The sequence below is a fragment of the Streptomyces sp. NBC_00669 genome, assembly GCF_036226785.1.
In the GTDB taxonomy this organism is placed as follows: domain Bacteria; phylum Actinomycetota; class Actinomycetes; order Streptomycetales; family Streptomycetaceae; genus Actinacidiphila.
Genome location: NZ_CP109018.1, coordinates 9,484,689 through 9,498,363 on the forward strand (window position 1 = coordinate 9,484,689; position 13,675 = coordinate 9,498,363).

Sequence of the window (13,675 nt, forward strand, 5' to 3'; positions counted from 1 at the left end):
ATGGGAACCGGCCGGGCGGTGTCATCCCTTGACCGCGCCGACCGTGAGACCGCTGATGATGTGGCGCTGCATGTAGATGAAGAAGATGACCACGGGGGCCACCGCGAGCAGCAGGTTGGGGAAGACCTTCGTCAGGTCGGTCGAGTACTGGCTGATCCCGGCGTAGATCGCCGTCGTCACCGTGTAGTGCCCGGACGACGGGCTCAGCAGGATCTGCGGACTGATGAAGTCGTTCCAGATACCGATGGAGTTGAGGATCAGCACGGTCACGACCGCGGGACGCATCAGCGGGAAGATGATGGTCCAGAAGGTCCGGTACCGGCCCGCGCCGTCGATGGTCGCCGCGTGGTCGATGTCCACCGGGATGGTGCGGATGAAGCCGACGAACAGGAAGATGCTCACCGGCAGCGTGGACGCCACGTCGTGGGCGACCAGCCCGGTGACGGTGTTGGCGAGCCCGAGGTCCCGCAGCACGTAGATCACCGGGATGATCACCGCCGCGCCCGGGATGAAGGTCCCGGCGAGGAAGTACAGCATCACCACCTGCGTGCGCCGCTTCATGCTCCGGGCGATCGCGTACGCGGCCGGACCGGCGAACACGATGCACAGCACGTCCACGGCCACGACCAGGAACAGGGTGAACCCGTAGCCGCCGATGACGTTGTACTGCGGGCTGTGGATCGCCGCCGACAGGTGCGCGAACGTCAGACGGCTCGGCACCAGCGAGAAGGGGTTGTTGAGAATGTCGGTCTGGGACTTGAAACTGTTGACCACCAGCAGGTACACCGGCACGACCATGACCAGGAACAACAAGGTCAGCAGCAGCCAGCGCAGCGGGGAGCGCGCCTCCCGCCGCTCCTCGCGCGTGGGACCGTCACCTCCGGCGACCGATGTCGTCCTGCTCTTGTCCCGGGGCTCCGCCTCCAGCACGGCCATCACCGCCTCCTAACCTGTCGCAGCTTGATCTTGGCGGTTGCGCAGTGCCGTCACCACGAGGGCCAGCACGGCGGACACGACCATCAGGAACACCGCCTGGGCGGTCGCGTATCCGACCTTGGTGCTCTCGAAGGAGCGGGCCAGAATGAGGTACGAGAACGTCTGGGTCGAACCGGCCGGCCCGCCGCCGGTGAGGCTCACCACGATGTCGTAGGCGCGGATCAGCCCGACCAGGTTGAGCACCGTCGCGATGGTCACCACCGGCGCGATCATCGGGATGACGACCCGCAGGTTGGTCTGGCGCCGGTTCGCGCCGTCGATCGCGGCGGCTTCCAGCAGTTCGGCGGGCACCGTCTGCAACGCCGCCACGAACAGCACCACGTTGAACCCGAACCCGGCCCACACGATGACGGCGATCAGCGAGATCAGCGCCATGTGCTCGTCGAAGAGGAAACCGACCGGGTCGACGCCGAACTTGGCCAGCGTGTTGTTGATGGCGCCGTTGGTGCCGAGGATCGCCGCCCACAGATAGCCGAGGATCAGCGCGCTGATCACATGCGGGAAGTACGCCACGGCACGGAAGAACGAGTTGCCGCGGGAACGCCCCTTCAGGATCAGCGCGTACACCAGGCCCAGACCCACCTCGAACACGGTGCCGAAGACGGCGATGAGCGCCGTCACGTACCAGGACTGGGTGGAGTTGGGGTCGTCGAACAGGTGCCGGTAGTTGGCCAGGCCGATGAAGTCGGCGGAGGAGAAGCCGTTCCAGTCGGTCAGGCTCAGATAGATCGCGACCCCGACCGGTACGACGGTCAGCACCGTGTACAGCACCACCGCCGGGCCCATCATGGCCACGGAGACGGCGGCCCCCCGGATGCGGGTGGCCCGGCGGCTCGGCGCGGGTCTGGCCGGGCCGGGGACAGCGCCGGAGCGCTGCCCCCGCCGTGTCAGCTCTGCGAGTTCCACCACTTGTCCAATCCGGACGCCGCGCTCTTCGCGGACTTACCCGAGAACAGCGACTGGATCGTCGTGTTGAGCTGGTCGCTGTAGCCGGCGATCGGCTGGTTCTTCCCCGACTTGACGATCACCGAGGGCGCCTTGTCCAGGATCTGCTGAACGGACTTGCCGAGGCTGGACATCGGGTAGTCGAAGCCCTGCCGCAGGTTGCCGTCGGCGGCGAGCTGGCTCTTGACCGCCGCGGGGTCGGTGACCAGCCACTTGACGAAGTCGATCGCCGCGGCCTTGTGCTTGGAGTGGTTGACCACGACGTACGGGTCGGAGATGTTGCCGAACTGGCCCGAGGGGTAGGCGCCGTCGGTCGGCATGGAGAACACGCCGATCCCGTCGCTCTTCTTGGCCTGGTCCGCGGCGGGCACGAAGTACGAACCCATGATGTACATCGCCGACTTGCCGTTGAGGAACGCCGTCTGGCCGTCCGCGTAGGTCAGACCGAGCGCGCTCTTGTTCAGGTAACCGGAGTCGATCCAGTTCTTGTAGTCCTGGAAATAGGACGTGTAACCGCTGTCGGCGAATTTGACCTTGCCGTCATTGCGCTTGGCGACCCATTCCGGGTCCGCGGTCATCACGCCGGCGTCGGCCATCATCGAGAACTGGGCACCCGTCACCCACTGCCCGGCGGTCTGCAACGGGGTGTATCCCGCGGTCTTCAACTTGCCCATCGCGGCGGTGAACTGAGCCATCGTTTTGATACCCGACGCGTCCACGCCGGCCTTGGTGAAAGCGGCCTTGTCGTAGAAGACGAGCGACTGGATCTGCTCGCCCACACCGACCACGTACCGCTTTCCGTCGATCGCGTACTGGTCGGCCAGCGGGGTCTTCGCCGTCCAGGGCTGGTCGGTCAGGTCGGTGTACAGGTCCACATCGTCCGCGGTCGGCGTGATCTGCTGCGCGATGTCCGGCGGGTCGCCCGCGGCGAGGTCCTGGGTGAGCTTGGCGTTCGCCGATATCGTGCCGGTCAGTTCCAGCTTGACCTTCGTGCCGGGGTGCGCCTTCTCGTACGTGTCGAAGAGCGTGTCCCAGTACTGCTCGGTGAGGTTGGGAGTGATGTTGACGATGACGCGGAGGGTCGTGCCCCCGGCGGAACTCCCGGAATCGTTACCACCACAGGCCGCGGCCGATGCCATTACCAAAGGGGCCGCGGCGAGAGCGCAGGTGCGGCGCCAGATCTTTCTCATCAGAGACACGCTCCGTTGCGTAGTCATGAACACAGACGGCCGAGATCGAAGCACACGATTTCGGCGGGGTCAACTGCCCGCAGGAGACCGGGAAATCGGTTCCGGCGGTCCCGACCGCAGGGTTCTTTATTGCGTCGACGAAAGGGTCGCTTGCTGCCGGAACCGCCGTGCGGCGATTCCCGTGGGGCCACCGACCGGCTGTGGTGCGGGCGGTGGGAATTGCTGCGGCCTGGCGGGCGTGGCCCGCCGGCCGGTCCTGGGCGAGCCGGCTCCGCGGGGGAGCGGTACGGCTCGCGTGTGGTGCGGGCCTTCCGGCCGTCCCCTCACCGGTGGGGAGGGGACCCGTCCGCCCGGCGCGGTGCCGTCCCGCGGGACGCGGGACGCCGGCCGCCGCATGGGCGGGTGCGGCCCGGACGCCGGCACGCGTCCCGTGCCGGCCTCTCGTCCGGGCCGGCCGCACGCGGGAACCGGCCCGGTGCGCGGTGCGGATGTCAGGGCCGCACCGCGCGGCCACGAAGTGACGGCCCACGGCCTCTGGTGGAGTCGCATGGACCTTCACCCCCAAGGATTATCGTCTATCGATTACTGATGCTATGTGGGCCGCCCCGCATGTTCAAGAGCCGTGCAGCAAGCCCTTACCTTCCGTCGGACCGGCGCCAACGCACGCAGATCCGGCCGGAGTCGGCGGGCTCCGGGACCGTCAGGGTCAGCCGGGTGAGCCGGTCGCCCCAGCTCAGCCGCACCTGCGCGTCGTCCAGCTCCCGCGGCTCGATCGCGGCGACGGCGATGCGCGGGTCCCACTCCATACGCAGGGCGGGACCCGAGCGCGCCGACACGAGCGCCCACCCCTCACCCAACTCGACGTCTCCCGACACGACATGACGCAGCGTCAGTTCTCTGCTCGGCCCTTCCCAGCGGTCCTCCACGACCACCTCGGCCGGCTCGCCGCCGGCTGCGCGGACCAGCCGCACCTCCCGCTCCCAGCGGGCCACCAGGCCCGGCGGATAGGCGCCGCTCAGCTCGGCGCGCAGCGCGGTGACCGCGTCGTCGAGCCGTACGGTCACCTCGCGAGCGCCGTGTTCGGCGCCCGGTGCCTGCCCGCCGCCCGGCTCGGGGACGTTGTGCCACGCGCTCTGGAACGGCCAGGCCTCGTAGCGCCGCGGCCCGAAGGTCTGCGCGGTGTAGACCGGCCGCCCGACGTCCACCACCAGCGGCCGGCCGTCCACCGCCACCCAGTACGAGCCGACGTCCAGGTGGTTGTGGTGCTCGCCGTTGTGCCCCGCCTTCACCGCCATCGCCAGCCCGGACGACGTGCCCGCCGTCTCGCGGGCCACCAGGAGTTGCAGGCGCGGCAGCCAGGAGGCGCGCGCCAGCCACGGCGCACCGTCCTCGGCGCGCTCGGCGCGCTCGGCCCGCTCGGCGGCCTCGGGGGAGAGGGCAGCCCCGGCGGTGACCGCGGCCTCGGCGGTGACGGCACGGCACCACCGCGCGTCCGCCAGCGCGGCCAGCGAGCGCCCGAGGCCCCCGACGTCCGCCACGCCACCCGCCTGCCGGGCCGCGGCCACCGCGTGGGCGGCCGTCTCCTCCTGGCCCAGCCGTTCGCCCCACCGGAACACCACCTGCCAGGGCCGCCCGCCCCCCAACCGGGCAGGCGCGTCACCGACGTTGACATAGAAGTCCGCGCCGAAGTGCATCCGCTGCGGGTACCGCAGCACCTGCGGCAGCAGCGGCAGGTCTCGCGCGTCGAGCCGCGCGCCGCCGGCGTCGGCGAGCAGGTCCAGCGTCTCCAGCACGCGGCACGCCCCCGCGAACCAGTACGCGATGCCCTCGTCGATCCCGCCGTCGTCGGGCAGCGCGACCAGGTAGTGGTCCAGGTCCCGCACGGCCAGGTGGACCAGCCGGGCGCGCCGGGTGTCGTCGTCGCAGAGCAGCAGCGCCGAGGCCACGACGGCACTGTGGACCCAGGGGTTCCAGTTGTTGGCGCTGCCGTCGGCGCCGATCCAGTGCCAGTCCCGGACCTGTTCGAACGGTGTCAGCACCCGGTGGTCCACCTCGCGGCGCAGCCGGCGCCGCACGCCGGGCGCCCTCCGGTCGAGGTGCGGCCCGAGCACGCGGTCCGCCCACGCGAACAGTGCCGCGACCTCCGCCGCGCCCAGATCGAGGAACGGCTGCTCCGGATCGGGGACCACCTCCCCGCGGGAGGACGTATGGCGGTCGTGCGGCGCCCAGCACCAGGTGCTCGCCTCGGCGAAGGCGACCAGCCCGTCCACGGCGGCATCCAGGTGCGGGCACCCCCCGGGTGCGTTCGCGTCCGCCACCTCGCCGGTGAGCACGGCGGCCAGCACCAGCAGCGTCACCCGCTCCCGCAGCGCCCTGGCCCGCCCCTCGTAGGCGTCCCGATCGCCGTCGCGCAGCGCCCTGGCCCAGGCCGAAGCGGTCAACGACGGTGCCGGGCGGCCCAGTTCGGCGCCGGCCAGGGACAGGACCTCGGCGCGTATCGGCTCGGGGACGGCGTCCCACACGGACCGGTCGGTCACGTCGGGGACACCGCAGCGCGCGGCGGGGCCGGCCGACAGCGGATGTGCGGGTGCGTCGTCGAGGTGCTGGTCCAGGGCCGGTGCCAGGCGCTCGTACAGGGGGCCGGTCACGGCGATCAGCCCTCCCCGTCCAGCGCCAGCTCGATCACCGGGAGCAGCACGTCGGGCCGGGCGATCGGCACCGTCAGCGTGAGCGTGTCCGCGCTGCGGCCGGGAGGAGCCAGGTTGTTGTGCTCGTGCTGGGCGCCGTCGAGCCGGCTGAACCGGACCTCCGACCCGTCGTGCAGGAACTGCGCGTAGCGCACCCGGCCCGCGAGTCCGGGCAGGTGGACGTGCTTGAGCGGCCAGGTCGGCAGATGCAGGTAGAGCCGGTTTCCCGCCTGCGTGTACAGGCCCTGGCTGGGCGGCTGGTACGCGCTCGGGCCTGCGCCGTGCACGGACCGGGCGTGCACGGCGCTCCACTCGCCGAGCTGCCGCAGCGTCTCCCGGGCCCGCGGGTCCAGCGCGCCGCGGCCGGTCGGGCCGACGTTGAGCAGCATGTTGCCGCCGCAGGCCACCGACTGCACCAGCATCCGGACCAGCAGGCCGGGGTCCTTGTAGTCGTGGTTGTCCCGGTCGTAGCCCCACGACCCGTTGAGCGTGTGGCACGCCTCCCACATGACCGGCACGCCGTCCCGCTCCAGCGGCTCGTCCGGCTGGTACTGCTCGGGCGTCACGTAGTCGCCCGGGATGCCGAGCCGGTCGTTGACGACGATGCCGGGCTGCAACTCCCGTACCGTGCTCAGCAGTTCCTCGGCGCCCCACTCGGCGGGCCCCATCCCCGGGTAGCTGAAGTCGAAGAACAGCAGGTCGATCTGCCCGTAGCCGGTGAGCAACTCCCTTACCTGGTCGTGCAGATACCTGCGGTATTCGGCCAGGTCCCGGGGTTCCTGCTCCGCCGGCGTGCCGCGCAGCGGGTGGTGGCGGTCCACCGGGAAGTCGGGGTGGTGCCAGTCGAGCAGCGAGTAGTACAGCCCGACCCGCAGCCCCTCCGCCCGCATCGCGTCGGCGAACTCGGCCACCAGGTCCCGGCCGGTCGCGCGTGCCGAGGTGTAGTCGGTGAGCGAGGAGTCGAACAGGCAGAACCCGTCGTGGTGCTTGGCGGTCAGCACCGCGTACCGCATGCCGGCCTCCCGGGCGGCCCGCGCCAGCTTCCTCGCGTCGAACAGGTCCGGGTCGAAGTGCTCCAGGTAACGGTCGTACGCCTCCTGGGACATGGCCTCCCGGCTGCGCACCCACTCGTGGCGCGCCGCGAGGCTGTAGAGCCCGAAGTGGACGAAAAGTCCGAAGCGCGCGGCCCTGAACCATGCGAGGGACGCCGGGGTTGGGGTGGGCACTGAAGTCTCCTGCTGTGGTTGACAGTTCTTGTCGGTCGGCTGTTATCTACCATCGATAGGCGATAATGTCACTGATGGTTGCGTGCAGAGCTGTGCGCAGAAAGGCGTGGCGGATGAACCCGACAGGGGATCAGGGAGCGCCGAAGGTGGGGGACATGCAGACGTACGATTCGATGCTGGCGCCGGTCCACACCGCGTCCTACGTCCGGCCGACCGAGCGCATGCTCACGGCACTCAAGGGGGTGAGCGCCGCGACGGCCTGCGCGAAGCTGCACCAGAGCGGCATCACGCGGACCTTCATCGACGGGCCGGTGCCGCTGCACAGGGAGCCGGACGTCACGGTCATCGGCGGCGCCGTGACCTTGGAGTTCCTCCCGCAGCGCGAGGACGTCTTCTCCGGCGCCGAACAGGAGGACGCCGAGCGCAAGACCGCGCTGTGGGGCGTGCTGGAGTCCATCCAGCCCGGCGACGTGCTGGTGGTGTCGGCACACGGCAGCCACTTCACCGGCTGCCTCGGCGACATGCTGGTGCGCTACTTCAAGCTGCGCGGCGGCGCGGGCATCGTGGTGGACGGACGGGTCCGCGACGCGGCCCGGATACGGGCGCTGGGCGTACCCGTCTGGTGCACCGGGGTGACCCCGCACTACGCGTCCCAGACGGAGCTGTTCCCGTCCGCCTTCAACGTGCCGGTGGGTGTCGGCGGTGTCCTGGTGACCCCGGGAGACCTGATCGTCGCCGACGAGGACGGCGCGGTCGCGGTGCCGCAGGCCAACGCGGTTCCGCTCGGCGAGGACTCGCTGGCCCACCAGGACCGGGAGATCTTCGCCCGGCAGCGCCTCGACGAGGGCGGACGGCTGTCCGACTACTACCCGCTCACCGGCGCGGGGCTGTCGGAGTACCTCGTGGGACGCGCGGCGGAGGGCGCGAGCTAGTGCCGTGACCGGAAGGGTTCACCGGTTCGCGGCGCCCGGCACGGCACCTCGCCGCGTTGTCGGAGTCGTCCGAGTACGCCCCGTACGAGGCGAACCAGGCAAACCCTTCCGGCCACGGCACCGGACAGAGAGTTCCGTCCGGCCAGGGCGATGGTCGCGGTCTTGCCGTATGGGGCGGCGAGGCCGCGCCTTCGGTGGGGCGGCGTCGACTGCGGCCCCTTCGGCCGGCCGCCTACTGGGGCGCTGTCGCGATCTGGATGAGGTTGCCGCAGGTGTCGTCGAAGACGGCGGTGGTGACGGCGCCCATCGTCAGGGGCTCCTGGGTGAACCGGACGCCGAGGCCGAGCAGCCGCTCGTACTCCGCCCGCACGTCGTCGACGGCGAACTGGGCGAGCGGGATACCGTCCTTGACCAGCGCGTCGCGGTAGGGCTGCACGGCCGGGTGGCCGGCGGGCTCCAGGAGGAGTTCGGTGCCGTCGGGCTCGTCCGGCGAGACGACGGTCAGCCAGCGGTCCTGCTCGCCGAGCGGCACGTCGTGCTTCTTCACGAAGCCGAGGATCTCGGTGTAGAAGCGCTCGGCTTCGGCCTGGTCGTCGACGAAGACACTGGTCAGATGGATCTTCACGGGGCGCTCTCTTCCGGTGCGGAGGCGTCGGGCACGGGCCATCGCTCGGCGATCCGCCGCAGCGGGGCCGTGTCGAGGTCGTGGAACTTGTAGCGGCCCTCCCGCCTGGTCACGACGAGCCCGGCGGCCTCCAGTACGGCGAGGTGCTGGGAGACCCCCTGACGCGAGATGCCGAGCTGGTGCTTCATGGTCAGCCGCGCGCAGATCTCGAACAGCGTCTGCCCGGACTTCTCCGCCAACTCGTCCATGATGGTGCGACGGGTGGCGTCGGCCAGGGCTTTGAAGAGGTCGTCTGCCACCACCTCAGGATAGGCAAGTGTTCACTTGCCTATCAAGTCGAGGACCGCCATGCTCGGGCTCGTCCCGCGATCGCGGGCGCGGGTCCGTGGGTGTTCGGTCAGCCCCGTCAGCCCGGGTGGATCGGTGGCGCAGGGCAACCTTTCCCGGCCGTCCCGAGTCTGCGTTCCCATGCGCAAGCGGATTGCCGCGGGTGTCACGGCCACGGTGTGCTGGGCGATCCTGGGCCTGGCGGGCTGCTCGGGCGACTCGTCCGGAGGCAGCAAGGGCGCGGCTCCGTACGACTTCGACGGGACCGGCAAGGACGGCCTCGTCGTCACCAACAGCGAGGCCACGGTCGACGGTCTGCGGTACGGCGGGTACGCCGCGGTACTACCGGGCAGCTCTCGCGGCCCGGACCCGAAGCACGCGCGGATGCTGACGCAGAACGGCGTCGGCGCGGGCCCCGCGGGCCAGGGCGCCTACTTCGGGGCGAACGCGACCTCGGCAGACCTGGACGGCGACGGCAAGGCCGACCTCGTCGTCCAAGCCGGCTACAGCACGCTGTTCGTGGTGTGGAGCGGCTCCGCGGCAGGCGGCAAGCCCGCGCGGCTGCACGGCACCCGGCCCTTCACCGGCGACTTCGACGGCGACGGCCACGCCGACCTGATCGCCACCGTGGGCGGCGGCCACGACGACGGGTCCTCGACCGAGACCATCTTCTACGGGCCGTTCAGCCGTTCCGGCAAGCCGGCCCGCACCGCGACCGTGAAGATGCCGATGGACGAGAAGGGTTTCCAGAGCGAGAACGTGGTGGCGGTCGGCGACGTCAACGGGGACGGGCGCGACGACCTGATCACCTCCTGGGCCGCCGAGTACACCGACGTGGCCCACACCCCGCGCGCCACGGTCGTCTGGTACGGCACGCGCAAGGGGATCAGCCGGGGCCCGCGGCTGAAGGACGCCCAGGGCAGGGACGTCTACGGCAGCTCCTACGGCGAGCCCGTCACCGTCGGCGACTTCGACCACGACGGCTGCGACGACATCGCCGTCGGCCTGCCCGACGAGTTGCGCTCGAACGACGAGGAGCCGGTAGCGCCGACGGGCGGCAGCCGGCTGACCGTGTGGTACGGCAGCAAGCACGGCACCGCGCGCAAGCCGGTCACCGTGACGTCCAGGACTCCCGGGCTGCCCGGGGCGCCTGTCGCGGACGGCTTCGGCAGCCTGCCGGTGGCGGGGGACGTGAACGGGGACGGCTACGCGGATCTCGCGTTCGTCGCCCAGGCCGGCAAGGACTCGGCCGAGCTGCTGGTGCTGCTCGGTGGCCCGCGGGGACTGACCACGTCCGGTGCCCAGCACGCGCCCCGCAAGGGTGTGACGGCCATGGCGATGCTCGACACCGACGGCGACGGGCGGGCCGACCTCGTCACCGGGGCGCCCTACCTGCGACCCCAGCGGCTGACGGTGCTGCGCGGCAGCGCGACCGGCCTCGACCTGCGGCGCCCGGTCACGATCGGCTCCGGCGACCTCGGTACGGCCGTCCCGCCCGACGGCCCGGGCTTCGGATCGGCCTTCGGCCACTGAACGGCTCATCCCGGCGGGGCGGTGACGGCTCCCGGCGGGGCGACCCGGAGGACGCCCGCCCCGGAGGCCGAGCGGGTGCCACCCCGGTTCACCCCGGAGCGCCGGGCGCGCCGTGCACCGATTCCGTTTCACCCGGATGGGGTGGTTTCATCCGGGCGGAAGTCGCGGGACTGCTGTTCCGGGTGGGGATCGGGGGGTAGCGTTCCGGGTCGTGCCGCGGAACCGGCGACACGCCGGGTGGTCGGTCCGGCGGCACGTGCGGATGGGCGTGCGGGCGGGAGGATCGTCCGTGAGTTCGCGGGTCCAGGGGGTACCCGTCCCCCGGTGCGCCGACCAGCCCACCCGCCGGCTCCGCTGCACCCGTCCGACCGGCCGTTCGAGCGAAGGGTCCTCCCATGGTCAGGTTCTCCCGCGCGAGGGTGATGACGGTGATCGCGACCGCGCTGGCGGCGGTGGGGATCATGTCCGCCGTCCCCGCGCTGGCCGACCCGCCCCCGCCGCCGCAGACCCCCACCGCGACCACGTTCGACGGGACGCCCACCGTGGGCCCGCTGTTCCGCAACGGGCTCGACCAGCACCACGGCTGCACCGCCAGCGTGGTGGCGAGCCCCCGCCACGACCTTCTCGTCACCGCCGCGCACTGCGTCACGGGCACCGCCGCCGGCTGGCAGTTCGCCCCCGGCTACCGCGGCGGCCAGACCCCGTACGGCGTGTGGACCGTGACGCACGCCTACATCGACCCGCGGTGGGCCAGCGGCCAGGACCCGCACTACGACTACGCGATCCTGCAGGTCGCCGACCAGTCGATCGGCGGCGTCAAGACCGCGATCCAGGACGTGACGGGCGGCAACGTCCTCGCCCCCGCGCCCCGCGCGGGCCGGAGCATCACGGACGTCGCGTACAACTCCGGCATCGACGACCTGCCGATCCACTGCGCCACCACCGCCACGTACACGGACGGGTTCCCCGGCTTCAACTGCCATGGCTTCGTGGGCGGCAGCAGCGGCAGCCCGTGGCTGGCGAAGGTGCCGGGCACCCATGTCACCGAGGTGGTCGGTGTCATCGGCGGCCTCTACCAGGGCGGTTGCTACGAGTACACCTCCTACTCCTCGCCCCTCACCTGGCAGGCGGACAAGCTGATCCTCCGCGCGACCCTGGGCCGGCACCCCGACGTCGTGCCGGCCGCTGGCAGCGACGGCTGCTGAGCCGCCGCACTCCGCACGCCTCGCGCCGCCGCCAGCACGGCGCCCCCGCCCCGGCTCGCCCCGGCCGGGCGCGGCGCGTCGGGGGCGCGACCGCGCCGACGCGACCCTTGCTGACCTGCCCGCCGGGCCTCGACCCACCCGCCGAGCGCCCACCCGGGCGCGGAGCGAGCCGGCCCGGCGGGGAGCGAGTCGGCCCAATCGCGGCTCCGGCCGTGACACCGGGCCGAGCGACCACCGCTCGGCTCCGGTTCGACGGGCCCTGTGCGACCGGGCCCCACGCGTAGCACCCCCGCGCCCTTCCGCCGGCCCGCGCCGAGACCGGCCCGCCCGTCACCGGTGCCCCGCACACCCCGAAGTCCCCTAGGCCGTGTTTTGGAAGTCCCGCCTGGCCCGTGGCGCCTGGCACGCACGCTCGCTTCGTTGTCGGGCTTGTCCGAGTAGGCCCACTACGAGGACAACCCTCCGCCTTGCGATCGCACGCACCAGACGCCACGGGCCCCGCCCTTTGGGCGGACGGCGCTACTTCCAAAACACGGCCTAGCCCGGCGGCCGGTTGACGGCTGCCCTCGCGCGGGCCGCCGACGGCCCGACGGCACCCGCAGCGGGGGAGCAGCGCCCTGCGAGCGCCCGGCCCCGCCGCTCCCGCATGCCCCAGCGAGATCACGTTGCGTGACCGCTCGTGCTTTACCGGAATGTAACCCGCATGTCTGGATCTGCTCGCCGATCCGTCGCTAGGGTAAGCGCCATCGAATTAGTCTCAGCCTGAGAGGAATTGTGGCAACTACCTCGCTCCCCCGGGAGTCCAATCGCAGCGCGGTCCTCGCGGCGCTGCTCTCGGGTGCCCAGATGGACCGCCAGCAGCTCATCGCGGCCACCGGCCTGAGCCGGGCGACCGTGTTCCGGATCGTCGACGACCTGATGGCCGACCGCCTCGTCCACGAAGGCGAGCGGCTGGTGCGCGAAGGCCCGGGCAGACAGTCCACCGCGGTCGGGTTCAACGCCGGATCGGCTCTGGTCTGCGGAATCGACCTCGGCGGCACCAACTGCCGCGTCGTGGTCGCCGACGCGCTGGGCCGCGCCGTGATCAGGAGCCGGGACGCCACGCCGCGCGGCGCGAGTGCCGGGGAACTGGCCCGCTGGGTGGCCGACCGGGTCACCGGCCTGGTCGCCCGGTACGGCAACGGCACCCCGCTCCAGGCGGTCACGATCGGCCTGCCCGGTGTGGTCAGCGGCGACGGCGGCACCGTGCTCGCATCGCACAATCTCGGCCAGATCCAGGGCACCGCGTTCATCGACGCGGTCTCCGGTTTCGTCGGCGTTCCGATCACCGTAGGTAACGACTCCAACGTCGCCATGCTCGGCGAACTCCAGTACGGATCGCTGCCGGACCGGGAGACCGCGGTGCTGCTGGCGTTGGGCACCGGCCTCGGCTCCGCGGTCTCCATCGACGGCCGGGTGCTGCTCGGCGAGCAGGGGCTGCTGGGCGAGTTCGGCCGGCTCCCGCTGCCCGGCCGCCCGGAGCGGCTGCGCGACCTGCTGTCCGGCGCGGACCTGGTCGCGTACGCCCGCAGCCGCGGCGTGCGGGTCTCCGGCGCGCAGGACCTGTTCGCCGCACCGGAGACGTACGCCGACCTGCTCGCCGAGGTGCACGCGGCCCTCGCCCATCTCGTCTCGATCGTCGCGCTCGCCTACGAGCCGAAGACCGTGGTGCTCACCGGCGGGTTCTCGGAGTCCTTCGACGCCGGCACGCTCACGGCCATCAGCGGCCAGGTCGCCCGAACGGTGGGCGTGCGCAGCACGGTCCGCCACTCCGACCTGGGCAACTCCGCCGGGCTGCTCGGCGCGATGGCGTCCTCGCTCGGCCGGCTCTACGGCTCCCTCGGCATCAGCACCGGGCACGTCGCGGGCATCGACGTGGACCGGCACCAGGTGATCGACCGGCTCAACACATGCCCCACAACCAGCACCACGCAGGACGACCAGTCCACCCAGGCAGCAGAAAGGTGAGA

The 13,675-nt window shown here is 71.5% G+C and carries 11 protein-coding genes; 4 read left to right on the forward strand and 7 right to left on the reverse strand.

The window, feature by feature from the left end:
* Positions 1 to 21: 21 nt before the first annotated feature.
* The 5 genes from OG896_RS39830 to OG896_RS39850 all read right to left on the reverse strand — a co-directional run bounded on the left by OG896_RS39830 (position 22) and on the right by OG896_RS39850 (position 7,044).
* Positions 22 to 936 carry a carbohydrate ABC transporter permease gene (locus OG896_RS39830; protein WP_329373410.1) on the reverse strand — a complete coding sequence of 305 codons (915 nt, stop codon included), beginning with the start codon at positions 934 to 936 and terminating at the stop codon, positions 22 to 24.
* Between the two features lie 9 nt (positions 937 to 945).
* Positions 946 to 1,905, reverse strand: coding sequence for a carbohydrate ABC transporter permease (locus OG896_RS39835; protein ID WP_329373411.1), 960 nt, complete (start codon positions 1,903 to 1,905; stop codon positions 946 to 948).
* Positions 1,884 to 3,131, reverse strand: coding sequence for an ABC transporter substrate-binding protein (locus tag OG896_RS39840; protein WP_329374577.1), 1,248 nt, complete (start codon positions 3,129 to 3,131; stop codon positions 1,884 to 1,886). Before OG896_RS39840 ends, OG896_RS39835 begins: the two co-directional genes overlap by 22 nt.
* Positions 3,132 to 3,766: 635 nt before the next feature.
* Positions 3,767 to 5,779 carry a heparinase II/III domain-containing protein gene (locus OG896_RS39845; RefSeq protein WP_329373413.1) on the reverse strand — a complete coding sequence of 671 codons (2,013 nt, stop codon included), beginning with the start codon at positions 5,777 to 5,779 and terminating at the stop codon, positions 3,767 to 3,769.
* 5 nt (positions 5,780 to 5,784) lie between these two features.
* The gene (locus tag OG896_RS39850) at positions 5,785 to 7,044 is read right to left on the reverse strand and encodes an alpha-L-fucosidase (RefSeq protein ID WP_329373415.1); all 1,260 of its coding nucleotides are present in this window, start codon (positions 7,042 to 7,044) and stop codon (positions 5,785 to 5,787) included.
* Positions 7,045 to 7,199: 155 nt separating this feature from the next.
* On the opposite strand from OG896_RS39850, the gene OG896_RS39855 reads away from it, so the two are divergent.
* Positions 7,200 to 7,976, forward strand: coding sequence for a ribonuclease activity regulator RraA (locus OG896_RS39855; RefSeq protein ID WP_329373417.1), 777 nt, complete (start codon positions 7,200 to 7,202; stop codon positions 7,974 to 7,976).
* Positions 7,977 to 8,208: 232 nt separating this feature from the next.
* On the opposite strand, the gene OG896_RS39860 is transcribed toward OG896_RS39855, so the two are convergent.
* Both OG896_RS39860 and OG896_RS39865 read right to left on the reverse strand, forming a co-directional pair.
* Positions 8,209 to 8,601 carry a VOC family protein gene (locus tag OG896_RS39860; RefSeq protein WP_329373418.1) on the reverse strand — a complete coding sequence of 131 codons (393 nt, stop codon included), beginning with the start codon at positions 8,599 to 8,601 and terminating at the stop codon, positions 8,209 to 8,211.
* On the reverse strand, positions 8,598 to 8,900 hold the full coding sequence (locus OG896_RS39865; protein ID WP_329373420.1) for an ArsR/SmtB family transcription factor: 303 nt from the start codon (positions 8,898 to 8,900) through the stop codon (positions 8,598 to 8,600). The genes OG896_RS39860 and OG896_RS39865 overlap by 4 nt, the downstream gene beginning before the upstream one ends.
* 169 nt (positions 8,901 to 9,069) lie before the next feature.
* Between OG896_RS39865 and OG896_RS39870 the strand changes: the two genes are divergently transcribed.
* The 3 genes from OG896_RS39870 to OG896_RS39880 all read left to right on the forward strand — a co-directional run bounded on the left by OG896_RS39870 (position 9,070) and on the right by OG896_RS39880 (position 13,673).
* Positions 9,070 to 10,461, forward strand: a complete 1,392-nt coding sequence (locus OG896_RS39870; RefSeq protein ID WP_329373421.1) for an FG-GAP repeat domain-containing protein — start codon at positions 9,070 to 9,072, stop codon at positions 10,459 to 10,461.
* A 395-nt stretch (positions 10,462 to 10,856) separates the two neighbouring features.
* Positions 10,857 to 11,666 carry a trypsin-like serine peptidase gene (locus tag OG896_RS39875; protein WP_329373423.1) on the forward strand — a complete coding sequence of 270 codons (810 nt, stop codon included), beginning with the start codon at positions 10,857 to 10,859 and terminating at the stop codon, positions 11,664 to 11,666.
* Positions 11,667 to 12,440: 774 nt separating this feature from the next.
* A complete protein-coding gene (locus OG896_RS39880) occupies positions 12,441 to 13,673 on the forward strand; it encodes an ROK family protein (RefSeq protein WP_329373425.1) in 1,233 nt (410 codons plus the stop codon).
* Positions 13,674 to 13,675 lie beyond the last annotated feature (2 nt).